Source organism: Actinophytocola sp., assembly GCF_036378875.1.
In the GTDB taxonomy this organism is placed as follows: Bacteria; Actinomycetota; Actinomycetes; order Mycobacteriales; family Pseudonocardiaceae; genus Actinophytocola.
This window is the reverse complement of the sequence record NZ_DASUVO010000098.1, coordinates 87,875-110,007: the sequence shown is the minus strand read 5'-3', so window position 1 is coordinate 110,007 and position 22,133 is coordinate 87,875. Positions and strand designations below refer to the sequence as shown.

The following is a 22,133-nucleotide window of genomic DNA, read 5'->3' as shown; positions in this document are numbered from 1 at the left end:
CCGGGCCGCGTAACGGAAGATAGGCAGCGTGATCGAAGTCCGTCCTGGCGGTCGAAGGCGTATCGACCGGGTGCTCGCGCCGGACTACGTGCGTGATCTGTCCCAGCTCGACCTCACCGAGGTCCGCAACCGCCGGGACGACGCCGCACAGGAAGAGACCGACCTGTCCTACCTGCGCAGGCTGCTGCACGGGCGGATCGACATCGTGCGGGCGGAGCAGAAGCGCCGCCGCGAGGGCGGATCCAGCTCGGTGGTGGAACGGCTGGCGGAGATCCTGGCGGGCAACATCGGGGGCGGTGCCCCGTCCGGCGCCGGCCGGCACCAGACGCTGGAGCCGTCCCGCGCCGAGGCACACCGCCGGCATGTGGAGGCCCTGGTCTCGGACGCGGACCTGTCGGACGTGGCGTCCCTCCCGGACGAGCGGCTGGACCTGGCGCTGCGGACGTACGTGGCGGAGGAGGAGTCGGTCTCCCAGCGCCGCCGCGAGGTCCAGCAGGTCGTGGACGCGCTGAACGACGAGATCGGCGCCCGCTACAAGGCGGGCAGCGCCTCGGTGGACACTCTGCTGGCCGCGGAACGCGGCGACGAAGCTAGTTGAAACGTTCCCTTACGGCCAGCTCGCCCCAGAAGTCGCGCAGGCGTTCGAAGCGGGTGGCGATCTCCTCGACGTCCTCCTCCTCCAGCGCGGTGACGATGGCGTTCACGTCCTCCGCGGAGGTGTCCTCCCGTAGTTGCTCGTCGGTCAGTAGCTGCACGAGACCGCCGTAGTCCAGCTCGACCGCGGACATCGGGTCGAAGTGCTCCAGCCACCGCCCGGTGTCCTCGAGCACCTTCGTGGGGCCCTGGTCACCCATGGCGCGTTCGGCCAGCGTGTGCGCGTGTGTCACCCGCGCGCGGGCGTCGGACATCGCGACCCGCCAGCACACCCGGCGCCGGGAGTCGCCCTGCGTGGCGAGCTCCATGTGCCGCTGTTCGGGATCGACGAGCGTGAACCACGGGAGCGGCACGGTCCAGGTGGTCGACACGACGTGGACGGCCCGGCCCGGGAGCTCGGAGAGCACCCGGGTGGCCTTCTCCCGCACCACGTCAGGCTGTGCCGTCAGGGCGGCCGTCCGCAACGCGTGGTGCGCGGTCGTCACGAACCCGACGAGGGCCGCCGCCGAGCGGGCGCGGATGTCGAGGGGGCACACCAGCGGTCCGTCGCCGACCTCGCCGGACACCGCCTTCGGGTCGAGCACGAGGGCCTCACGGAGGGCACGCGGCGACGGCGAGCCGTTGGCGAGCTCACCGGGCAGTAAGGTCGGCGGCTGAGACAGCTGTGATCTGAACCACAGATCTCGCTCCCGGTCACCTACCGTCGAGTAGTCAAGTTGTCCGTTTTGTACCGATTCTCGGATGCGGTCAGCTACGTCCGAGTCGAAAGCGGACAACGGTTCGTACACCCTCAGGTAGGCGACGAACGGTCGAGGCACTTGCGCATGGTTTCACGGTTCCGCCAAACGCGATCGCTCGGCACTCGAACACCGTGCCCCTTCGCGCTGAACCCCGTCGGCACGGTACGGTAGCTACAGGAACCAGTTGTCGAGATCAGCGGGGCCGCCGTTTCCCCCGGCCGCCCCGCACTTGTGCGAGGGGGTCGAGCCATGGGGCGCGGCCGGGCGAAGGCTAAGCAGACCAAGGTAGCCCGAGAGCTCAAATACAGCACTCCCCAGACGGACTTCGAGGCACTGCAGCGCGAGCTGTCAGGCAACAAGTCCACAAAGGGCGACAACGGCGACGAGGCCTTCGACGACGAAGACGACTACGAGGACGACTACCGTCGATGAGCCTCGGGGATGCGTGAGGTAGCGGACCTGGCTCGCCTCGTCCACCACCACGCGCGCGTCCGCGATCTCGACTCTGGTCGAGACCTCGGGCTTCCCACCTGGCACCGGCGTCCGTCCACGGCGAAGGATGCGTGCGGATCACCACGACCGCGGGCCGACCGGCCCAGGTCACGGGCCTGCGCGCGACGGCAGCGAAGCTGCCGAACTCGTTGACCGGAAGCACGGCGCGGCCCAGTGTCGCGGCGTGCGAAGCGAAGTCCACCCTGGGTGGTTGCTCGAGCGGTGAACGGGTCGGCGTTGTTGAAACGCCGACCCGCCATTTTTGCTTTCCGGGGCTTGTCAGGACGCCGGGCGCGGCCTCCGGCCCCCCGAAATCCAGCCTAGCCATGGCCACCGACGTTTCCGGGGCGTCGCGGTGCCGGCTGCGGACAACCGCCTCGCCTGTGGATAACCGGTGTCCGTGACCCCGGCATCGTCGGTGCACTTCTCTACGCTGGAGATCGGGGGCCGCAGGCCGACGCGGGCGCCCATCAGCCCACCGGTTGCCGCTCGTGCTCCGGCTTCTTCGTGAAGCGGCGCACCACGGGCCAGAGCAGGATCACCAGCACGATCGCGTACACCGTCACCGAGAACGCCGTGTTCACGAGCCCGGCGAAGGAGCCGTCCGACAGCTGCAGCGCTCGCCGCATCTGCAGCTCGGCCGCCGGGCCCAGGATCACGCCGATGATGGCCGGCAGGATCGGCAGGCCGTACCGGCGCATCGCGAACCCGAGCACGCCGATCACGAACAGCAGGATCAGATCCATCACCTGCCCGCTCACCGCGTACGCGCCGACGGACGCGAAGAACAGGATCCCCGCGTACAGGTACGGCCGCGGGATCTTCAGCAGCTTCGCCCACACGGGCGCGAGCGGCAGGTTCAGCACCAGCAGCAGCAGGGTCCCGATGAACAGGCTCGCGATCAGGCCCCACACCAGCGTCGACTCCCGCTCGAACAGCTGCGGTCCCGGCTGGAGGCCGTACTGCTGGAACGCCGCCAGCATCACCGCTGCCGTCGCGGTGGTCGGCAGGCCCAGCGTCAGCATCGTGACCAGCGTGCCCGACGCGGACGCCGACGCCGTCGACTCCGGTCCCGCCACGCCCTCGATCGCGCCGGAGCCCCACTCCTCCTTGTGCTTCGACAGCCGTTTCTCCGTCACGTACGACAGGAACGTCGGGATCTCCGCGCCGCCGGCCGGGATCGCGCCGAACGGGAAGCCGATCAGCGGGCCGCGCAGCCACGGCTTCCAGGTCCGCTTCAGGTCGTCACGCGAGAGCCACGGGCGGCCGACCGGGATCGGCTCGTCGGTGTTGTGCCGCAGCCGGGACGCGATCCACAGTGACTCACCCACCGCGAACAGGCCGACCGCCACGATCACGATGTCGATACCGTCCGCCAGCTCCAGCGAGCCGAACGTGAGCCTGGCCTGGCCGGTCATCTCGTCGAGGCCGATGAGGCCGATGGTGAGACCGATCAGCAGCGACGCGAACCCGCGTACCCGCGAACTGCCGAGCACCGACGTCACGGCGATGAACGCCAGCACCATGATCGCGAAGTAGTCCGGCGCGCCGATGTCCACGGCGAGGCCGGCGATCACCGGGGCGAGCAGGACCAGGCCGATCGTGCCGATCATGGCGCCGACGAAGTGGCCCATGGCCGCCGCCGCAAGCGCTTGCGCGCCCCTACCCCGCTTCGCCATCTGGTTGCCCTCGATGGCCGTCATCACCGCCGCGGTCTCACCGGGCGTGTTCAGCAGAATGGACGTGGTGGACCCGCCGAACATGCCGCCGTAGTAGATCCCGGCGAACATGATCAACGCGGCGGTCGGGTCGAGCCCGTAGGTCACCGGTAGCAGCAGCGCCACCGCCATCGCCGGTCCGATGCCAGGCAGGACGCCGATGAACGTGCCCAGCAGCACGCCGACGGCGGCGAGCAGCAGGTGCAGTGGGGTCAGCGCGGTGCCGAACCCGTCGATCAGCTGCGTGAACGAGTCCATGCCTACAGCACCTCCATCAGCGGGCCACCCGGCAGCGGCACCCCGAGCAGGTTGTTGAACAGCACGAACGTGACGATCGACAGCGCCGCCGCGATCAGCGGGTCACGCACGAAGTTCCTGCTGCCCAACGCGTACGCCGCACCCCAGAACAGGATCGCGCCGGAGATCGGGAAACCGACGACGCCGATCAGCGCCGCGTTGGCGAGGAAGGACGCCGACAGCAGCAAGACCGTGCGCCAGTCGCTCGGCGCCGTCAGGTCGATGTCCTCGCCGCCTTCGGCCTCGCCCCGGCCGCCGCGCAGCACGTCGCGGACCAGCAGCGCCGCGGTCAGCAGGAGCAGCCCGCCGACCAGGATCGGCACGGCCTTCGGACCGACGGGCCCGCGCTGGGCGAAGTCGGTCGGGATGCGGATGGCGTCGACCAGCACGAGCACACCGAGCACCGCAAGCAACGCACAGATGCCCAGCTCGGAACGGTCTTTCCAGGACGACGATGGTTTCTGGTCGTCCGCCTTCTCGAGTGTCGCGGTCATGACGCCCCCTCGCACGCTGCGCGTCGCCGGAACGCTCCGCAGGCTCCGCTCCTCCGGCGCCGCTCCGCGGGCTCGGTGCCGTCCTGATATCGATGATTCGCTCCGCAAGCTCCGCTCATAGCCCCAACTCCGACAGGACCGAGGCGACCCGGTCGTTCTCCTCGGCGAGGAAGTCGCCGAACTCCTTGCCGGGCAGGAACGCCGGGGTCCACCCGTTCTTCGCCAGCGCGTCCTTCCACTGCGGCGTCTTCTGCAGATCGGTGAACAGGCGCACGAGCTTGTCCGTGTCGTTCTGCGAGATGCCCGGCGGCGCGACGATCCCGCGCCAGTTGACGAACTCGACGTCCACACCGGCCTCCGACAGCGTCGGCGCGTCGATGCCGTCGACCCGCTCCGCACTGGTCACCGCGAGGACCCGCAGGTCACCGGATTCGATCTGGTCGCGGTACTCGCCGACGCCCGACACGCCGAACGCGATCTTGCCGCCGAGCACGGACGCGAGCAGCTCACCGCCGCCGTCGTACGCCACGTAGTTGACGTTCTTCGGCGCGAGCCCGATGGCCTGCGCGAACAGCATCGGCGCGAGGTGGTCCGGCCCGCCGGGCGAGGACCCGCCCCCGACGGGCACGGCGCCTGGGTCGGCCTTCCACGCGTCGATGAGCTGGTCGATGTCCTGGTACGGCGAGTCCTTGGACACCACGATGATGTCCGGCTCCTGGATGAGCCGGGCGATCGGCGTGGTGTCCTGCAGGGACGACGGCGAGTTGTTCGTGTGGACACTGCCGACGACGCCGAGACCCATGGACATCACGAGCTTGTCGTTGCCGGCCTCGTTGACCAGCCGGCCGAGGCCGACCGTGCCACCCGCGCCTGGCAGGTTGAAGACCTCGATGCTCCGGGTGAGGTCGGCGTCCTCCATGGCCTTCGCGGCGGTCCGCGCCGTGATGTCGTAGCCGCCGCCGGGTGTGTTGGGCACCAGGATCCGCAGACCCCGGACCTGAGCACCGGGATCGTCACCCGCGCCGGAGGAGACCAGCGGCGGGATCAGCAGCACAGCGGCCAGGGCGCCGAGTGCCGCGAGCAAGGGTTTCACACTCATCCGCTATCGAGCCTCTCTGCTCGGATTTGCCTGCTCATGGTCCCGTGGGGTTACCGTCTTGTCGTCTTAGTCGCACAGCGGTCGTTGTGGTCGTTGTGGTCATGGGAGGTTCGTTGGCGGATCGGGGGCCACTGTCGAAGCAGCTGCTGGGCTGGCAGCTGCTGATCGTCGTCGCGCTGCTCGCCGCCGTGGCCGTCTTCTCGGCCATCCAGTCGAACAACAGCTTCCAGGACACCGAGGGCCGACGCATGATGTCGGTCGCCGAGGACGTGGCTGCCCAGCTGACGGTGCAGGAGGCGCTGGCCGACCCGACGCGCTACCAACAGCTGACGCCGTTCGCGACGCGGGCCATGAACCTGTCCGGCGCCGACTTCGTGATCATCGCGCTGCCGGACCTGACCATCCTGACCTCGCCGACGGACCCGAGCGTGGTCCGGACGAAGCTGTCGATCGGCGACTCCATGATCCGCCAGGGCCGGTCATGGGTCGGTGTCGTGGGCGACTCGCTGGTGGCGCACGTCCCGGTGATCAGCAGCTGCCGGCCGAACGACTGTTCCGGCGAGGTGGTCGGCATCGTGGCGGCGGGTGTTGCGACGCCGACGTTCCTCGAGGGCATCGTGAACTCACCGGGCGAGGCGTTGCTGATCCTCGGCATCGCGACGGTGATCGGTGTCGTCGGGTCATTGTTGTTGGCGGGGCGGGTGAAACGGCAGACGTTCGGGCTCGAGCCACGCGAGATCGCCGGGCTGGTCGAACATCGCGAGGCCATGCTGCACGGCATCCGTGAGGGGGTCGTGGGTCTCGACACCGCCCACCGGATCACGCTCGTCAACGACCAGGCGCGACGGCTACTGTCCCTTTCGGACGATGTGGTCGGCAGATCGGTCGGCGAGCTGGACCTGAACGACCGGCTCGTGGACGTGCTGACGGGCCGGGCCGGTGACGGCGCCGACGAGATCGTGCTGCGCCGCGGCCGGGTGCTGATCATGAATCGCATGCCGATCGCGGCGGGCGGCACCGCGGTCGGCTCGGTCGTGACGTTGCGGGACCGCACGGAAATCGTTGCGCTGCAACACGAACTGGACACGAACCGCAGCACGACCGACGCGTTGCGGGCGCAGGCACACGAGTTCACGAACCGCCTGCACACGATCGCCGGTCTGATCGAGTTGGGCGAGTACGAGGAGGTGCGGCGTTTCGTGGACCGGGTGAGCCACACCCGCGAGGCGTGGCATGCCGAGGTGAGCGCGCGGATCGGCGACTCGGCGGTCGCGGCGCTGCTGATCGCCAAGGCGAGCGTGGCCGCGGAACGGAACGTGGGCATGCGCCTCACGTCGTCGAGCAGGCTCGGTGAGGTGGAGGAGTCACTGTCGGCGGACCTGGTCACGGTGATCGGGAACCTGGTGGACAACGCGATCGACGCGCTGCCAGGCGACGGCTGGATCGAGGTGGACCTCCAGCACACGGACGACGAGGTGCTGGTGGTGGTCACGGACTCGGGTCCCGGTGTCGCGCCGGACATCGCCGAGGAGATCTTCCGGCACGGCTTCACGACAAAGGCCGCGGAGGAAGGCGGCCAACGCGGCCTGGGCCTGGCGCTCACGAGGCAGACCTGCCGGCGCCGAGGCGGTTCGGTCGAGGTAGCCGGCGCGGTGTTCACCGCCCGACTCGGGGTCGACGCATGATCCGAGTCCTGATCGTCGACGACGACTTCATGGTCGCCAAAGTCCACAGTGGATATGTCAACAAGACGCCCGGCTACGAGGTCGTCGGCGTGGCACACACCGGCGAGGACGCCTTACGCGCGATCGACGATCTGCGCCCGGACCTGGTGCTGCTGGACATCTACCTGCCGGACATGGACGGCGTCACGGTGTTGCGCTCACTGCGCGGCTCCACCAGCGCGGAGACGGACGTCATCGTGATCAGCGCGGCGAACGACGTGGAGACCGTGCGTGCCGCCATGCGCGGCGGCGTGCTGCACTACCTGATCAAGCCGTTCCCCTATGCCGCGCTGTACGACCAGCTGAAGCACTTCGCCGCGCTGCACCAACGACTCAGCGCACTGTCGGAAGCCGGACAGTCCGATGTGGACCAGGTGTTCGGCGGCCGGCCGAGCGGCGCGACCCCGCTGCCGAAGGGACTCAGCAGCGAGACGGCCGCACTGGTCGCGGAGACGCTCCAATCGTCCACAGAGGACTTCTCGGCGGCCGAGTGCGCGGCCCGTACCAACATCTCCCGGGTCAGCGCGCGCCGCTACCTCGAACACTTCGTGGCGACAGGGCAGGCCGGCGTCCGCCTGCGCTACGGCACCGGCCGGCCTGAGCGCCGCTACTACTGGCAGACCTGACGCGGACACGGAGTTCTCGTCTGCCGGGCCTGACCGGTAGGCAAGATCAACCGCGGCCTCCGGCCCCCCGGAATCCAGCCTAGTGGCGAGCACCGACAGTTCCGGCCACACAACGGGCAATCGGCAAACAGTTCACCCACCCAACCCGAGCGAAAGTCCCACTCATGCATCCCAGGGGGTCAGCAAAAGGTGCCTCTCAGGACATACGGTCTCGGGGCCTCGCAGCGCCTACCCGAGCCAGGCCACCACAGCCATGCGTTGCGCTCGTGGGCCCGAGGGCCGGGAGCGAGCCGATGTCCCGAGGGGTCCCCTTGAGGACGCTGACCCCAGATCCACCGATGATCATGCTGCCCGCGCGAGGTTCTGTGGATCCGGCGGGCGGTTTCCGCGCGAACGGCGCGTTTGTGCCACCGACACTGTCCCGAAAGACCCTTTCAAGTCGTTGAACGTCATCAGCGCGTCTTTCGAGACATCGGCGATGCCCCGAACGCGAAGCGTCTGACCAGGCCCACAACTCTCGGGCGGTGCGACATCCCAAGAAGATCATCGGCGGATCGACGCTGAACGGCCCCGAAGGTGCCCTTGAGGACATGCCCGATCGGGTGGGCGCCCCGGGGGCCCCCCGATTTCCAGCCTAGGCTCGGGACCGACAGTTCCGGTTGGGCAAGATCAGCACCGGGCGGGTTGTCCACAGCTCGTCCGGTTGTCCACAGGCTGCGGTCTGGAGCGGCGAAACCGTCGGTGCCCTGCCGTAGGCTGGAAACCGGGGGCCGGAGGCCGCCGCCCCGCGTGCCACTCCAGGGGCCTGACCTGCGCAGGCGGTGTGCCGAGCGACCGGACGTTAGTCCTCCGGGCGGGCTCGGCGGGTCTGTTTTGTCTGGCTGCGGCGGCGCTTCTCCGCGAGGCGGCGTTCCTTGGCGCCTCGGCTGGGCTTGGTCGGTCGACGCTTCGGTGGTGGGGGTGCGGCAGCGGCTCGTAGCAGGGCGGCCAGGCGGGCGCGGGCTTCCTCGCGGTTGGCCAGTTGTGCCCGTTGAGTGCTGGCCGCCACCGTCAGCACGCCGCCGGCCAGTCGGCTGGCCAGTCGCGCCAGTAGTCGTTCGCGCAGCCAGTCCGGGACGGACGGCGACTCGCCGATGTCCCACGACAGTTCGACGCGGCTGTCCGCCGTGTTGACGCCCTGGCCGCCGGGGCCGGAAGAACGCGAGAACCTCTCCCGCAACTCAGCGCCCGGGATCACGAAAGTCGGGGTGACCTCCAGGTCAGCGAACACTGAGGCCTGACTTCACGACGATGCCGTCCAACACGGGGAGCAGGGGGGTCGGTGTCGTACCGTTGCTGGTGCTCGGGATGACCACGTTCGACACCTTGGCGGTGACCAGCGTGCCGTCGTTCAGGACAGCCTGTGCGTAGGTGATGACCTCGGCGCGGTCGGACCACCGCTCTCGCGCCACCAACAGGTCAACGCCGTCCTTCGGATGGATCTCGCACGACGAGTACTGATGCTGGCGGGTGATGGACGCGCAGTCCGGCTTGATACCTCGCGAGGACTCGACCGTGATCTTGAGAACGCCCTCGCCGCTCGGGCCGATGATCTTCGCGCGGTAGACGTACTTGTCCTCCACCACCTGGAACTTCGGGAATTCGACCTCGCCCGCCACCGGCTGCACCGCGGACTCCGGCAGGTAGCCCGAGCCGTACAGCTTGCTTGTCAGCTTCGCTGCCCAGTCTGGCGTGAGCGGCGCCTGGGTCCTGATGGACGGCGGGGGCGGCGGGAACGAGGACTCGGGAAGGGATGTGCCGGTGGCGGCCGGTGGCATCCGCTCAGGTGTCGAGTCGTCCACGAGGTTGGGGAGGGTGGCGGCACCGATGGCGACCACCACGACCGCGGCCACCACGCCGCCCGAGGCGAACAAACGGCGGCGGCGCAAGCGTTTGCGGCCGTCGCGCAGCACCTCGTCGCGGTCGATGCCGAGAGGGGGTTCCTCGCCGAAAGCCCTGCCGAGCAGGTGCTTGACGTCGTCGTCGTTCATCCGTCGCCCGCCTCGGCCAGGTCCCCGGACTCGAGGAGCTTGCGCAGCGCGGCGAGGCCCTTCGCGGCCTGGCTCTTGATCGTGCCCTCGCTCTTGCCCAGTGTCTGCGCGACGTCGGTGACGGACATGTCCTCCCAGTACCGCAGCACGACGACCGCGCGTTGGCCCGCCGGCAGCTGCGCGAGCGCGCGCCGCACGTCCACCGCGTCCTCCACGCCGGCCGGTGGCGTCGACAGGGGTTCCGGCAGGTCCTCGACGACCGACTCGCGGCGACGGTAGGCCTTGCGTGACTCGTCGATCGCGGCCCGGACCATGATCTTGCGGGAGTACGCGTCGACGCTGCCGTCCCGACGGATTCTCGGCCAGGCGACATAGATCTTCGTCAGTGTGGTCTGCACGAGATCCTCCGCCCGATGCCAGTCGCCGCCGCACAACAGGTACGCGGTTCGGCGCATGACCGAGGCACGGCTGTCGAGGAACTCCCCGAACTCCGTGTCCCGATCCTGCACGCCCCCTCGTTCCTCTCGGTCCTCCGGTGATACGACCGGTCGCGGGTTCCGGTTGCCCTAGAAACGCGGGTGGTTGCCGACCAGTTCTGCACGTGCCCCGTCGTCGGCCTTCGACACCTCGCCGAGCACCCACGCCGGCACGTGGCGGGCGGTCAGCACGGCGAGCACCCGGTCGGCGTCCTCCGGGGCCACCACGGCCACCATGCCGACGCCCATGTTGAACGTCTTCTCCATCTCGAGGCGCTCGACCCGGCCACGCTGCGCGATCAGCGAGAACACCGGCGCCGGCGTCCACGTGCCTCGGTCGAGCACCGCCCGCAGCCCCTTCGGGATCACCCGAGCCACGTTGGCGGCCATGCCACCACCGGTGATGTGGGCGAACGTCCGCACGTCCGCCTCGGCGGCGGCCGCGAGGCAGTCCTTGGCGTAGATACGGGTCGGCTCCAGCAGCTCCTCGCCGAGCGTGCGGCCGAACTCCTCGACGTGCCCGCCGAGCGCCATCCTGCCGATGTCCAGCAGCACGTGCCTGGCCAGCGAGTATCCGTTCGAGTGCAGACCGGACGACGCCATGCCGATGATCACGTCACCGGGTCGCACGCGCTCCGGGCCCAGCACGGCGTCCGCCTCGACCACACCGATGCCGGTGGCGGACAGGTCGTACGCGCCGTCGGCCATCAGGCCGGGGTGCTCGGCGGTCTCGCCGCCCAGCAGCGCGCAGCCGGCCTGGACGCAGCCTTCCGCGATGCCCTTGACCAGCGCGGCGATCCGCTCCGGCACGACCGTGCCGACCGCGATGTAGTCCTGCAGGAACAACGGCTCGGCACCGCACACCACCAGGTCGTCGACGACCATGGCGACCAGGTCGATACCGACCGTGTCGTGCACGTCCAGCGCCTGCGCGACCGCGATCTTGGTGCCGACGCCGTCCGTCGAGGACGCCAGCACCGGCTCCTTCCAGCGGTCGAGCCTGAGCTTGAACAGCCCGGCGAACCCGCCGATGCCGCCGAGCACCTCGGGCCGGGTCGCCTTCTCGGCGAACGGCTTCAGCTGCTCGACCGCCTCCTCGCCCGCCTCGATGTTCACCCCCGCGCCGGCGTAGGTGGCGTGCGGGGAATCAGGACTATCGTTCGTGTCGGTCATGGCTCCGGTATGGGGGTGGGTCCTGAACGCTACGGACGCTGGAGTGCGTCCGATGCACCATAGCCCGCCGGTACGACAGGGGCAGCCGAGCCCGCGACCCCCCGCTCGAGCCCTTCCAGGAGGTATTTCCCGATCTGGGTCTCCTCGGGGATCGGGATCGGGTACGAGCCGTCGAAGCACGCCGTGCACAGCCGGCTGCGGGGCTGCTCGCTGGCCGCGACGAGCCCGTCGAGCGAGACGTAGCCGAGTGAGTCCGCGCCGATCGAACGGCGGATGCCGTCCAGGTCCAGCCCGTTCGCGACCAGCTCGGCGCGGGAGGCGAAGTCGATGCCGTAGAAGCACGGCCAGCGCACCGGCGGTGACGCGATCCGCACGTGCACCTCGACCGCGCCGGCCTCCCGCAGCATCCGCACCAGGGCCCGCTGGGTGTTGCCACGCACGATCGAGTCGTCCACGACCACCAGGCGCTTGCCACGGATCACGTCCCGCAGCGGGTTCAGCTTGAGCCGGATGCCCAGCTGACGGATGGTCTGGGACGGCTGGATGAACGTGCGGCCCACGTACGCGTTCTTGACCAGGCCCGATCCGTAGGAGATCCCGGAGCCCTGGGCGTAGCCGATGGCGGCGGGCGTGCCTGACTCCGGCACGGGGATCACGAGGTCCGCCTCGACCGGCGCCTCCTGCGCGAGCCGGCGGCCGATGTCCACGCGGGTGGCGTGCACGGAACGGCCGGCGATCGTGGTGTCCGGCCGGGCCAGGTACACGTACTCGAACACGCAACCCTTGGGCTCGGGGTTGGCGAACCGCGAGGACCGCAGGCCGTGCTCGTCGATGGCGAGCAGCTCGCCGGGCTCGACCTCACGGACGAACGACGCGCCGACGATGTCCAGCGCGGCGGTCTCCGACGCGACGACCCAGCCGCGTTCCAGCCGGCCGAGCACGAGCGGACGCACACCGTGGGGGTCACGTGCCGCGTACAACGTGGTCTCGTCGGCGAACACCAGGCAGTACGCACCCTGGACGTCCGGCAGCAGCTTCATCGCGGCCTGCTCGAAGCCCACGTCCGCGGCGGAGGCGGCGAGCAGCCCGGTCAGCAGGTCGGAGTCGCTGGTGGCGCCAGTACTCATGGGGACGCCGAGAGCACGCGCCCGGTCACGCAACTCGGCGGTGTTCACCAGGTTGCCGTTGTGGCCGAGCGAGATGCCACTGCCGGTCGCCGTGGTGCGGAATGTCGGTTGCGCGTTCTCCCAGGTCGTGGACCCGGTGGTGGAGTAACGGCAGTGGCCGACGGCGATGTGGCCCTGCAACGAGACGAGGACCTGCTCGTCGAACACCTGGGAGACGAGACCGAGGTCCTTGAAGACAACGATCTTCTCGCCGTCGGACACGGAGATGCCGGCGGCTTCCTGCCCTCGGTGCTGCAACGCGTAGAGGCCGAAGTAGGTGAGCTTGGCGACTTCCTCGCCCTTGGCCCACACCCCGAATACTCCGCACTCTTCGCGGGGCTCGGGCTCCGGTTGGTCGGACTGGTCGGTGACGGTCTGGTCGATGACCACCGAAAGCACTCCCTGCGGGGACGGCGTCAGGTAGCTCCAGTGTAGGTCGTGTTGGGGTGTGCGACGCGTCACGGCGGACGTGGCGGTCAACTCATTCTGAGTGCACGTAGTACGGCCAAATCACCCGATCCAGTGAGCTGCATGCGGCTCCACAGCTGATAGAGCACGTTCGCGGTGCGATTGGACAGTCGCGAGTCGGCCTGCTCGTCGCGGCTGGCCGCGCGGACCTCGGGGGCGACCCCCGGAGAGAGCCGCACGTGCCAGGTCTGCGTGTTGTCCGTGCACGTGATGAGTGCCGTGCCCTTGGCGGTGGGCGGGGAGTCGGCTCGCAGGCGGGCGGCGAGCAGCGTGCCGAGCAGCTCGTCGATGGCGTCCGCGGCCTGGTCACGGTCGGTCGGGGTGAGCATGCGCAGCGCGGCCTGTGCGTCCCAGCGGCGCAGGTTGAGCTCGTGCGCGACGCGGCGGTGCCACACCCACGCGAGGTCCGGCGCGGCCGGGGAGAACGTCCAGACCGGACGGTTACCGGAGGTGTTCCGCAGCACCTGTGTCGCGGCGGCGAGCTGCTCGTCGAGGTAGACGAGCGGATCGACGTCCCTCCGTACGGGCAGGGGCCGCAGCTCGATGATGCTGCCGCTGGTGAGGTACCGGGTGGCGGTGTGCAGGAACCGCGCGACGTGGAGTGCGAGATCCCGAAAAGTCCATCCCGGACAGGACGGCACATCGGCTTGCAGGTCGGCGGTCGCCACCGCGGTGCGGAACAGGCCGGCCTGCTCGGCGAACACGGCGGTCCACCTGGTGGCCGTCCACACGATCGCGCTGTCCTTCCCGTACGCACAGAGCCAGAAGAAGCAACCCTATGCCCCTCATACACAGGTTACGGTCAGACGGTGGCCGACGGTTACGAGGTTGATCCCGAGGCGTTGCGCGCGGCGTCCCTCGGTGTCCACGCGAGCGCGGACGCCGTAGGTCTCGCGGCCACCCGGCTTTCGGTGGCCCAGCTCGTGCCGGGAGCGTTGGGCGAGGTCGACGCGGCCTACGAGCTGGCGGCGGCGTTCGCGGAGTTCGTCGGCGGGCAGGCCGACGACCTGCGACGGGGCGAGGCCTGGGTGACCGACACCGCGGAGAGCCTGGTGGAGAACGCCAAGGAGTACGCGTGTCGGGACGTGTTCCCACTGTGAGCGGAGCCTGCGGAGCGAACCGACAGCACTCACGACGGCGCCGAGCCCGCGGAGGGCGCCGGAGTAGCGGAGCCTGCGGAGCGTTCCGGCGCCACGGAGCGGGGGAGGTGGAGGCGTGACAGATCCCGAAGCGTTGTACGCGCGGCTGGCCACCGGGGACGCCAGCCGGATCCTGGCCGCGCTCGAGCCGCTGTCTGGCGCGCGATCGGCGCTGGCGGAGGTCGAGCTGACGACCGTCCGGTCATGGTCGGGCACGGCCGCGACCGAGTTCGGCACGCGGGTGACGCGGACGAGGGCCGCGGTCGCGGCAGCGACGGACCAGCTGACCGACGCGATCGCGGTGGTCGAGTCGGCCGCCAACGCCTACCGGTCCATCCGAGGCAGCGCTGACCAGGCCATACAGGAGTACCGGTCCGGCACCCCCGCCGCGCTGGTGACCGACGTGTTGACCGACCTACGCAACGCCTACGAGGACGTGTTGCGGTCCTGCGCGGCGGCACTGCGGGCTTTGCGGCCGGCGTTCAGCACGGTGGCCGGCACGTTCGCGACCGCACCGGCCGGTGTTCTCATCCCGCCGCCGGGCATCGACCCACGACGCGTGGCCTCCTGGTGGGCAGCGTTGCCGGACGCGACGCGGGACGAGTTGCTGGCCACCCAGTTCGAGGCGCTCGGCCGGCTGCGTGGCCTGCCAGCGCCGGTGTTGAACGAGGCGAACCTGCGCCGCATCGACACGGACGTCGCCCGGTACTCGGCGGTGGCGCGTGACCTGAACACCCGAATCGAGACGCGAGCGCGGGAACTCGGCCTCGACCCGACCGACGAGGAAGCGCTGCGGAGCGATCCCGCCCTGGCCGACCTGCTCGACCAGCGCCAGGAGGCGAACCGCCGCGTGGACAACGCCACCGCGGCGAACACCCGCGTGCAGGGCGCGGCGAAGTCGGGGTACGACACCTACGTGCAGTCATACGACGTGGACGGTCCCGGCCGGAAGGACGGCGTGCTGGCCATCGCGTACGGCAATCCGGACACCGCGACGAACGTGGCGGTCGTGGTGCCGGGCACGGGAACCACACTGGAGTCGGGCTTCCCGAACGGCAGCGCGCAGGCGTTGCGCGCGGCCATGGACAAGGTCGGCTCTGGCAACGCGACGATCGCGTGGCTGGGTTACGACGCACCGGAATGGGACACGACCGTGACGTCCCCGGACAACGCGACCGCGGGCGCCGCCAACCTCGTGTCCGATGTGGATGGCTACCGCGCGGCGGCGGCCGGCGCACAGCACATCACCGTGCTCGGGCACAGCTACGGCAGCGTGACGGTCGGCTACGCCGCCATGAACGACCTCGCGGCGGACGACGTCGCCTTCTTCGGCTCACCGGGCGTCGGCGCGTCGTCGGCGGACCAGCTGTCCCCGGGCGCTGGCCACGTGTGGGCAGGCGCGTCCGAACACGACCCGATCGTCCAGGCGACGAGCGGAAGCTGGTTCACCGCGGACGGTTCGGGCGTCGGCCCGTACGACAAGTCCTTCGGCGCCAACCAGTTCGGCGTCCTGGACGACGCGGATCTCACCTCCGCGCACAGCGTGTACTACTCGAACGAGTCGCTGTCCAACCTGGCCAACATCGCGACAGGCAACTACGACGCGGTCATCCCTGGCACCAACGAGAGCCGCGTGGCGGACCTGACCGGCGACGCGGGCTCCGGCCTGATGGACGCGGGCCGAGAAGCCATGTCCGGCGACTGGGACGAGGCTTGGGGCGAGCTGACCGACACGGGCAAGGAACTACTGAACGACGCAGGTGACGTGGTTGTCGGCGGCACCGGCGACCTGGTCGAAGCAGGAAAGTCCTTGTACGACAACACCTTGGGTCGACTGTTCTAGTCGGGTGCGCAGCTGCGCTTGACGGCCGCGAGGCCTGGGCGGGTGAGCTGTCTCGCCACTCTCGCCACTCTCGCCGCGGCGGCGGGCTGCGCCCGGCCCCGTTTCGGTAGGCCCTCTGCGCAATGGGTGGGCGGTTTCCGCGCGCGGGCGGTTTCTGCGGCGCGGCCATGCGAGGAAGGCGTCCCTTATCACCCCCAGCGCGAGGAAGGCCCTCCCTTCACCGCACCGCCGAGTTCGTAGCGAAGCACCCTGTGGGCCGCCCGCCGCAGGTGTGCGCCGGGCACCACGGGTGCGGCTGGTGCGCGGCCAGCGCTGCGGGGTGCCTGGGCGCACGAATGGACCATTCGCCCGGACTCGCACCCGAAAGTTGTCCACAGGCCCCAGCGACCAGGGGTTTTGTCTCTATCGCTTGGTACGATGGCCTCGGGGTGGCCCCCCGGGTATGGGTGGGGGATGCCTACGCAACCATCTGTGTTGGCGTTGATCATGGACGCGATCATGGCTTGCGGGCTTCGGATTCAGAGTCGTACCAAGGGAAGTAGGCTTGAGAGGTCCGCTCGGTTGCCTGATGCGGTGATCCGGCCCTCGGCTACCGCGTCCGTCCATTTGAGACTGCCGGTTGCCAGTTCCAGCCAGGTGCGTGCGTCGGTTTCCACCACGTTTGGTGGGGTGCCGCGTGTGTGGCGTGGGCCCTCGATGCATTGCACGGCCGCGAAAGGCGGTACGCGCACTTCCACGCTGCGGCCCGGTGCCACCTGCGCCAGTGTTCGCAGGCTCAGCCGTACGGCTTTGGCGAGGGTCGGGCGCGGCGGGGTGTCGGCCCACGGGAGTACGGCGGCGACCGCCTCGCGCATTTCCTGAGGGTCGACGGAGGTGCTCAACGTTCGGCCTCGGCCACGATCTCGTCTAGTAGCTCGGTTACGTGGTGTGTCAGTTTTCGCATGTCAGCGGGGGAAACTGTCGTCCACAGCGTGCCGTCGTCTGCGGCGCGTCGGATTTGTACGTAGCGGCCGTCTTCGGTGTCGAAGTAGGAGACCACTCGGGTGGCTCGTCTTCGGCGGCCGAAACGGTCGCGGGCGGCGGCGCCGAAGTTGCCGGTTCTGGTGACGTCTTTGATCATTTCGGTGAGGGCCTGCGCGTCGTCGGTGCGGAGGCCCACCTCCAGCAGCGCGGCGCCGAAGTCGTCTCGGGAGCGGCCCGCGTTCTTGGCGGCGCGTTCGAAGTCCGCCGTCGGCAGCGTCACCGAGCGGCCGGGGCCAGCCGGGGCGGGCGGCAGCACGGCCAGCGCGGCCGAGGGGAGGCCGGACTCCGTCACCTGCCGCAACGTCACCACGTCATCCGAGAGTTCTGCGACCGCCGCGGTGTTGTCCGCAGCCGCGGCGAGGACACGCACGTTTCGGCCAACGTAAGCGCGGACGTCCACCTCACGCGCCGGTTTTGCCAGCAGGCCAAGGATTTCCTCGATGACCGGGTTCACCTCGACCGGACGGCCAAGTCCGCGTGCCTCGAGGTCCGCCCACGCCCGAGCCTCCAGCCGCGCCCGTTCCTCGTGTGTGCGGCCTGGCGAGGGCACCTTCACCACGAGCGGCATCGCGTCGAGCCGGAGGTGCTCCCACAGCACGTCGAACTCCAGCGCGGACAGCGTGATCGGTGGCGCGTCCTGGTCCCCGATCGAGAAAGTGCTGGTCACGAACATCAACCCTACCCCCACAAAGGCAAAGGGGAGCCGCGTTAGCGACTCCCCGACCTACCTTTAAAGACTACTCGCCGATCACCATCGGCGAGACGTGTCTGTCGTCGCCGAACACGTCGTCGGGCTCCAGCAGGTAGTCCGCGGCGAAGTGCTCCTCGTCCTCCTCGTCCTCGGCTCGCCTGCCAGCGGCACCGGCAGCGGCGCCACCACGGCCTGCGGCATTCGCGGCACCGGGACCGGTGCGGACCACGGTCTCACCGATCGCGCCACCGCGGCCCAGCTGCGACGGCACGCGCTCGCCGTCGACCGCGCCGCCGAGGCCGCCAGGCATACCGCGTCCGAACGGGCCGCCCTCCAAGGGCATCGGCCGCAGCGGCATGGCGCGACGAACCACGTCGCTCGCGTTCTCCCCGCCACCGCCCAAGGACGGGAACGGGCCGCCGCCGGGCAGGAACGGATTGGCATTCGGCCCAGGGCCGCCGGTTGTCGGCAACGGGTTCACCGGCGGGGCACCACCAGGCGGTGGCACGAACACGTCGGCCGGGGTGGTGCTGCCGCCACCAGGCGGAAGGGTCGGTGGCGTGACCGCGCCACCACCACCGCCACCGTCGACGTCCGTGTCAACGGTCGGCAGATCAGTGTTGACGGACGGCGGGGTCACGGGACCGTTCTGCTGGGTCGTGACGGTCTGCCGGTCGACCGACCCACTGCCGCCGCTGTCGCTGCCGACCCCGTTGACGGCGGTCGCGCTGAGGCCGCCCACCAGCGCGGCGCCTCCCTGCGGCGCTGGGGTCGACACCACCACATCGGGTGGCGCGACGAACGTGCCGAGCGTGTCCCGGTTCCAGGTGCTGCTCGACTCGTAGGTCTGCATGGTCTCGATGGCCCGCAGCTCGGCCTCGTTCTTCGCGGCCTCCTGCGCCTCGTGGTCCGCGGCCTGCTGGATCACGTTCATGGCCGGGCCGTTGAAGCCGAGCACCGACGCGGCCGCCGCCCCGGCGATGTCCCAACCGGACGGCGCCGGTGTGGTCACCTCGACCGGTTCCGGCATGCGCGCGCGGGCGTCGGAGACGTACTCGCCCTGGAACTCCGAGGACGTCTTCATCACGTACGCACCGGTCTGCGCGTCGCTCGCCCAGCTGGCGAGCGGGGTGAGGCCGGTCTGCGCGCTCTCGGCCGCCTTGCCTTCCCAGCGGGAGCCGAGGTTGGCGAGCTTCGTGTTGAGCTCCTCGTCGACCTCGGTGAGCTCCTTCTCGAGGTTCTGCCAGTAGGTCGTCTGCGGGTCGGACGCCGCGGCGCCCGGTCCCGCATTGATCATGGTGTACAGCTCCGGGTGCTCATAGCCCCGCCATCTGTGACCCATGAGGTCCCCTCCGGATCAGTATTTGCCCCACTGGGCGGTGTTGTCGCCTTCGACTCGCAGGTACTCGTCGTAGGCACCCTTCAGCGAGTCGATCGCGCGCGCCAACTGCTCCTGGTAGCCCTGCAGGCAGGCCAGTGCCGAGTCGAGGCCACCGTTGTTGCTCCGCTCGGCGAACCGCGCCGCGGTCTCACTGCTGACAGGGTCACCTGCCCATTCCCTGATCGGCAGGCCTTCGAGTTCGGTGATCTTGCGGCTGACGCGGTCGTGCGCGTCGGTGAATGCCTTGAGCGCCTCCGGAATCGCGGCTGGCTCGACGTTCAGGGTCTGGGTGCCCGTGAACAGCGGGGCAGGCGTTGCGCCCCCACCGCCACCATCTGCCACGTACACGTCGTGTCTCCTCAGTGTGCGATTGCGACGACTGTAGCTCTGATGCGGCCGCCTGTGACCCGGTTCCCACAAGCAACCAATCAGAACCTATTAACAGTTCACGGTTACCAGCCTGGCTCGGTTCAACTGGTACAGAGGTCAGGACATTAAAGACGAAATCCATTCCGATTCAGTTAGCGCAACCACCTTTCGACGTCCTCCGGCGGCCCCGGCTTCGCGTACAGCCAGCCCTGTGCCGAGTCGGCGCCGATGCGGCGCAGCAGGTCGGCCTGCCCTCCGGTCTCGACGCCCTCGGCGATCACGTCGAGCTTCAGCGTGTGCGCCAGCGTGACCAGCGCTGTCACGATCTGGGCGTCCACCGAGTCCTTTGTGCCGGCTCGTAGTCCTTCGACGAAGGACCCGGCGATCTTCAGCGCGTGCACCGGAAGATGGCGCAGGTAGGCGAGGTTCGAGTAGCCGGTGCCGAAGTCGTCGATGGCGATCCGCACACCGAGGTCGACCAGCCTGCGCAACGCCTCGAGCGGCTCGCCGGTCGTGCCCATGATCGCGCTCTCGGTCAGTTCCAGCTGCAGTGACGTCGACGGGATCCCGATCTCGGAGATGATGCCGGCGATGTCGTCGACCAGTCCCGGCTCGGCGACCTGCCGCGCCGCCAGGTTCACGCTCACCAGCGGGGTCGCCCCGGCCGCCCGCCACTTCATGGCCTGGCGGCACGCGGTTTCCAGCACCCACCGGCCGAGCGGCACGATCAGGCCGGTCTCCTCGGCCAGCCCGATGAACCGGTCCGGGCCGAGCCGCCCGAACTCCGGGTGCGCCCAGCGCACCAGCGCCTCGACGCCGAGCAGTGTGCCGTCGGCCAGCGACACGATCGGCTGGTACTCGACGTAGAACTCCTCGCGCTCCAACGCCGCGGGCATGGCGGCGGACAGCGAGATCCGGGCGATCTCCCGTGCGTTGCGCTCCGGGTCGTAGACCGCCCAACGGTTCTTGCCGTCGACCTTCGCCCAGTGGAGGGTGACGTCCGCGTCCCGCATGGTCTCGGCGGGCGAGGCGTCGAACACCGAGCGCTCGACCAGGCCGATGCTCGCCGACACCGCGAGCCGGTGCCCGGCGATCCGCACCGGAGCCGCGATCGCCCCGAGGATCCGCTCCGCGAGCTCGATCAGTTCGGTCAGACAGCTCGTGTGCTCGACGAGCACCACGAACTCGTCGCCGCCCAGCCGGGCCACCAACCGGCCAGGCCCGGACACGAGCTCGTCGAGCCGCTTGCCGACCTCGACCAACAGCTGGTCGCCGACCACGTGGCCGAGGGTGTCGTTGACGGCCTTGAAGCCATCGATGTTGACGTAGCAGAGGCCCACCCGCTCACCACGCGGGTCGCCGAAGGAGGCGTGCAGCCGCTCGGTGAACATCGCCCGGTTGGCGAGGCCGGTGAGGTGGTCGTGGTGGGCCTGGTGGCGCAGCTGCTCGGAAAGCACGTGCCATTCGGTGTTGTCCTCGACCATGCCGACCAGGTACTGCGGTGCGCCGTGCTCGTCACGCACGAGTGAGACGGTCACGTTGGTACGCAGGGCCGTGCCGTCGCTCTTGCGGAACCGCCGCTCGATCCGGTAGTTGTCCCGCTTGCCCGCCACCATCTCCAGGAAGTACCGGTGCAGCTCGGGTGGGTCCTCGGGATGCACGAAGTCGGCGAGGAAGTGGCCGAGCATCTGGTCGATCCGGAAACCGAGCATGGCCGCCATCGCGCTGTTGACCTCGACCAGCCGGCCCTTGGTGTCGGAGATGCCGATGCCGATGGCGGCGTCGGTGAACACCGCGCGGAACCGGGCCTCGCTCGCCCGCCGCGCACTTTCCGCGCCGTCACGGGCCTCCAGCGCGGACCGGCGCAGCGCCTCCTGCTCGCCGAAGATCCGCGCGTGGGCGGCACGGACGAACCCGGCGGTGACCGCGGCCTGGATCTTCGCGACCCTCGGCCCCGACCCCAGGTGGGTGCCGATCAGCTCGACGGTGCCCCCGATCGACTCGGCCGCGAGGTGTCGCAGCTCGACAAGCCCGGCGCCGACCCGCTCGACCGCGGCCTGATCGAACTCGTCGGCGGCGTGCGCGCCGACGAGAACGTCGACGAGTTCACCCACCCGTTCGTGGAATGCGGCCCAGTCGGTCGCCACGTAGCCGGAGTCCGCGAGCACCCTCGCCCACGCGGCCACGAGGGAACCGCGATCGGAGCCTGTCGGGCCTGCCAACGTCACACCTTCCGGCATAGTTCGCGCACCACCACCCGCCCTGCGTGGCACGCGCCAGGATACGGGCGCCAACACTAAGCGTCCACGTTCCGGTGCGCACCGTTCGCACTGGTCACAACCATCGACCGGGTGAATCCGCCCTCCACCGGTGGTGATCTTCGCAGCTTCATGTGAAAACTAAACGTTACCAAAAGCTTGGTTGCTTATTCACCGATAATAGTGACAAATCGGTACAAGACGACCACAATCTGTGTCGGGCAGCGCCTGCCCGGGAGCTGCCATCCGCGAGGGCAGATTTGGAAAGGGCA

Annotated in this window: 21 protein-coding genes; 6 read left to right on the top strand and 15 right to left on the bottom strand. The window is 69.4% G+C overall.

What is annotated here, in order from left to right; all coding sequences use genetic code 11:
• Positions 1 to 28 precede the first annotated feature (28 nt).
• Positions 29 to 598, top strand: a complete 570-nt coding sequence (locus VF106_RS28065; protein ID WP_330842856.1) for an RsiG family protein — start codon at positions 29 to 31, stop codon at positions 596 to 598.
• Here VF106_RS28065 and VF106_RS28060 read toward each other — a convergent pair.
• Positions 591 to 1,472: a DUF8083 family protein gene (locus tag VF106_RS28060; RefSeq protein ID WP_330842855.1), complete on the bottom strand. Its 882-nt coding sequence runs from the start codon at positions 1,470 to 1,472 to the stop codon at positions 591 to 593. The two genes, VF106_RS28065 and VF106_RS28060, sit on opposite strands and share 8 nt — an antisense overlap.
• 171 nt (positions 1,473 to 1,643) lie before the next feature.
• On the opposite strand from VF106_RS28060, the gene VF106_RS28055 reads away from it, so the two are divergent.
• Positions 1,644 to 1,826: a DUF3073 domain-containing protein gene (locus tag VF106_RS28055; RefSeq protein WP_330842854.1), complete on the top strand. Its 183-nt coding sequence runs from the start codon at positions 1,644 to 1,646 to the stop codon at positions 1,824 to 1,826.
• A gap of 530 nt (positions 1,827 to 2,356) precedes the next feature.
• Here VF106_RS28055 and VF106_RS28050 read toward each other — a convergent pair.
• The 3 genes from VF106_RS28050 to VF106_RS28040 form a co-directional block, all read right to left on the bottom strand.
• Positions 2,357 to 3,862 (bottom strand): tripartite tricarboxylate transporter permease, encoded by a 1,506-nt coding sequence (locus tag VF106_RS28050; protein ID WP_330842853.1) that lies wholly within the window; start codon positions 3,860 to 3,862, stop codon positions 2,357 to 2,359.
• A 2-nt stretch (positions 3,863 to 3,864) separates the two neighbouring features.
• Complete coding sequence (locus VF106_RS28045) at positions 3,865 to 4,395, bottom strand: tripartite tricarboxylate transporter TctB family protein (protein WP_330842852.1); 531 nt, start codon at positions 4,393 to 4,395, stop codon at positions 3,865 to 3,867.
• Between the two features lie 115 nt (positions 4,396 to 4,510).
• Positions 4,511 to 5,494, bottom strand: a complete 984-nt coding sequence (locus VF106_RS28040) for a Bug family tripartite tricarboxylate transporter substrate binding protein (protein ID WP_330842851.1) — start codon at positions 5,492 to 5,494, stop codon at positions 4,511 to 4,513.
• 101 nt (positions 5,495 to 5,595) lie between these two features.
• Here VF106_RS28040 and VF106_RS28035 point away from each other — a divergent pair, with 101 nt between their 5' ends.
• Both VF106_RS28035 and VF106_RS28030 read left to right on the top strand, forming a co-directional pair.
• Positions 5,596 to 7,179: a sensor histidine kinase gene (locus VF106_RS28035; protein WP_330842850.1), complete on the top strand. Its 1,584-nt coding sequence runs from the start codon at positions 5,596 to 5,598 to the stop codon at positions 7,177 to 7,179.
• Positions 7,176 to 7,844 carry a response regulator gene (locus tag VF106_RS28030; RefSeq protein WP_330842849.1) on the top strand — a complete coding sequence of 223 codons (669 nt, stop codon included), beginning with the start codon at positions 7,176 to 7,178 and terminating at the stop codon, positions 7,842 to 7,844. Before VF106_RS28035 ends, VF106_RS28030 begins: the two co-directional genes overlap by 4 nt.
• Before the next feature lie 841 nt (positions 7,845 to 8,685).
• Here the strand turns inward: VF106_RS28030 and arfB are convergent.
• The 6 genes from arfB to VF106_RS28000 form a co-directional block, all read right to left on the bottom strand.
• On the bottom strand, positions 8,686 to 9,102 hold the full coding sequence (gene arfB / locus VF106_RS28025; protein WP_414639074.1) for an alternative ribosome rescue aminoacyl-tRNA hydrolase ArfB: 417 nt from the start codon (positions 9,100 to 9,102) through the stop codon (positions 8,686 to 8,688).
• Position 9,103: 1 nt separating this feature from the next.
• Positions 9,104 to 9,874, bottom strand: a complete 771-nt coding sequence (locus tag VF106_RS28020; protein ID WP_330842847.1) for a hypothetical protein — start codon at positions 9,872 to 9,874, stop codon at positions 9,104 to 9,106.
• Positions 9,871 to 10,383: a SigE family RNA polymerase sigma factor gene (locus VF106_RS28015; protein ID WP_330842846.1), complete on the bottom strand. Its 513-nt coding sequence runs from the start codon at positions 10,381 to 10,383 to the stop codon at positions 9,871 to 9,873. The genes VF106_RS28020 and VF106_RS28015 overlap by 4 nt, the downstream gene beginning before the upstream one ends.
• 57 nt (positions 10,384 to 10,440) lie before the next feature.
• Positions 10,441 to 11,523: a phosphoribosylformylglycinamidine cyclo-ligase gene (gene purM, locus VF106_RS28010; RefSeq protein WP_330842845.1), complete on the bottom strand. Its 1,083-nt coding sequence runs from the start codon at positions 11,521 to 11,523 to the stop codon at positions 10,441 to 10,443.
• 29 nt (positions 11,524 to 11,552) lie between these two features.
• Positions 11,553 to 13,079, bottom strand: a complete 1,527-nt coding sequence (purF, locus tag VF106_RS28005; protein WP_330842844.1) for an amidophosphoribosyltransferase — start codon at positions 13,077 to 13,079, stop codon at positions 11,553 to 11,555.
• A gap of 86 nt (positions 13,080 to 13,165) precedes the next feature.
• Complete coding sequence (locus tag VF106_RS28000) at positions 13,166 to 13,888, bottom strand: maleylpyruvate isomerase N-terminal domain-containing protein (protein WP_330842843.1); 723 nt, start codon at positions 13,886 to 13,888, stop codon at positions 13,166 to 13,168.
• A gap of 78 nt (positions 13,889 to 13,966) precedes the next feature.
• On the opposite strand from VF106_RS28000, the gene VF106_RS27995 reads away from it, so the two are divergent.
• Together VF106_RS27995 and VF106_RS27990 are read left to right on the top strand one after the other, a co-directional pair.
• Complete coding sequence (locus VF106_RS27995; RefSeq protein ID WP_330842842.1) at positions 13,967 to 14,257, top strand: hypothetical protein; 291 nt, start codon at positions 13,967 to 13,969, stop codon at positions 14,255 to 14,257.
• Positions 14,258 to 14,372: 115 nt separating this feature from the next.
• A complete protein-coding gene (locus tag VF106_RS27990) occupies positions 14,373 to 16,139 on the top strand; it encodes an alpha/beta hydrolase (RefSeq protein WP_330842841.1) in 1,767 nt (588 codons plus the stop codon).
• A gap of 518 nt (positions 16,140 to 16,657) precedes the next feature.
• Here VF106_RS27990 and VF106_RS27985 read toward each other — a convergent pair.
• The 5 genes from VF106_RS27985 to VF106_RS27965 form a co-directional block, all read right to left on the bottom strand.
• Positions 16,658 to 16,993, bottom strand: a complete 336-nt coding sequence (locus VF106_RS27985) for a sterol carrier family protein (RefSeq protein WP_330842840.1) — start codon at positions 16,991 to 16,993, stop codon at positions 16,658 to 16,660.
• Positions 16,994 to 17,016: 23 nt separating this feature from the next.
• A complete protein-coding gene (locus VF106_RS27980; RefSeq protein ID WP_414639072.1) occupies positions 17,017 to 17,835 on the bottom strand; it encodes an ESX secretion-associated protein EspG in 819 nt (272 codons plus the stop codon).
• Between the two features lie 64 nt (positions 17,836 to 17,899).
• A complete protein-coding gene (locus tag VF106_RS27975) occupies positions 17,900 to 19,195 on the bottom strand; it encodes a PPE domain-containing protein (RefSeq protein ID WP_330842838.1) in 1,296 nt (431 codons plus the stop codon).
• Between the two features lie 15 nt (positions 19,196 to 19,210).
• Positions 19,211 to 19,582 (bottom strand): transcriptional regulator, encoded by a 372-nt coding sequence (locus VF106_RS27970; protein ID WP_330842837.1) that lies wholly within the window; start codon positions 19,580 to 19,582, stop codon positions 19,211 to 19,213.
• A gap of 173 nt (positions 19,583 to 19,755) precedes the next feature.
• Positions 19,756 to 21,831: a putative bifunctional diguanylate cyclase/phosphodiesterase gene (locus tag VF106_RS27965; protein ID WP_414639073.1), complete on the bottom strand. Its 2,076-nt coding sequence runs from the start codon at positions 21,829 to 21,831 to the stop codon at positions 19,756 to 19,758.
• Between the last annotated feature and the right edge of the window lie 302 nt (positions 21,832 to 22,133).

Bases quoted from the DNA above. Each gene is read 5' to 3' on its own strand.
- VF106_RS28020 (WP_330842847.1), bottom strand. From the start codon at position 9,874: ATGAACGACGACGACGTCAAGCACCTGCTCGGCAGGGCTTTCGGCGAG.
- VF106_RS28045 (WP_330842852.1), bottom strand. From the start codon at position 4,395: ATGACCGCGACACTCGAGAAGGCGGACGACCAGAAACCATCGTCGTCC.
- VF106_RS28050 (WP_330842853.1), bottom strand. From the start codon at position 3,862: ATGGACTCGTTCACGCAGCTGATCGACGGGTTCGGCACCGCGCTGACC.
- VF106_RS28030 (WP_330842849.1), top strand. From the start codon at position 7,176: ATGATCCGAGTCCTGATCGTCGACGACGACTTCATGGTCGCCAAAGTC.
- VF106_RS27975 (WP_330842838.1), bottom strand. From the start codon at position 19,195: ATGGGTCACAGATGGCGGGGCTATGAGCACCCGGAGCTGTACACCATG.
- VF106_RS28055 (WP_330842854.1), top strand. From the start codon at position 1,644: ATGGGGCGCGGCCGGGCGAAGGCTAAGCAGACCAAGGTAGCCCGAGAG.
- VF106_RS27980 (WP_414639072.1), bottom strand. From the start codon at position 17,835: ATGTTCGTGACCAGCACTTTCTCGATCGGGGACCAGGACGCGCCACCG.
- VF106_RS28035 (WP_330842850.1), top strand. From the start codon at position 5,596: ATGGGAGGTTCGTTGGCGGATCGGGGGCCACTGTCGAAGCAGCTGCTG.
- purM (WP_330842845.1), bottom strand. From the start codon at position 11,523: ATGACCGACACGAACGATAGTCCTGATTCCCCGCACGCCACCTACGCC.
- VF106_RS28040 (WP_330842851.1), bottom strand. From the start codon at position 5,494: ATGAGTGTGAAACCCTTGCTCGCGGCACTCGGCGCCCTGGCCGCTGTG.
- VF106_RS27985 (WP_330842840.1), bottom strand. From the start codon at position 16,993: ATGCGCGAGGCGGTCGCCGCCGTACTCCCGTGGGCCGACACCCCGCCG.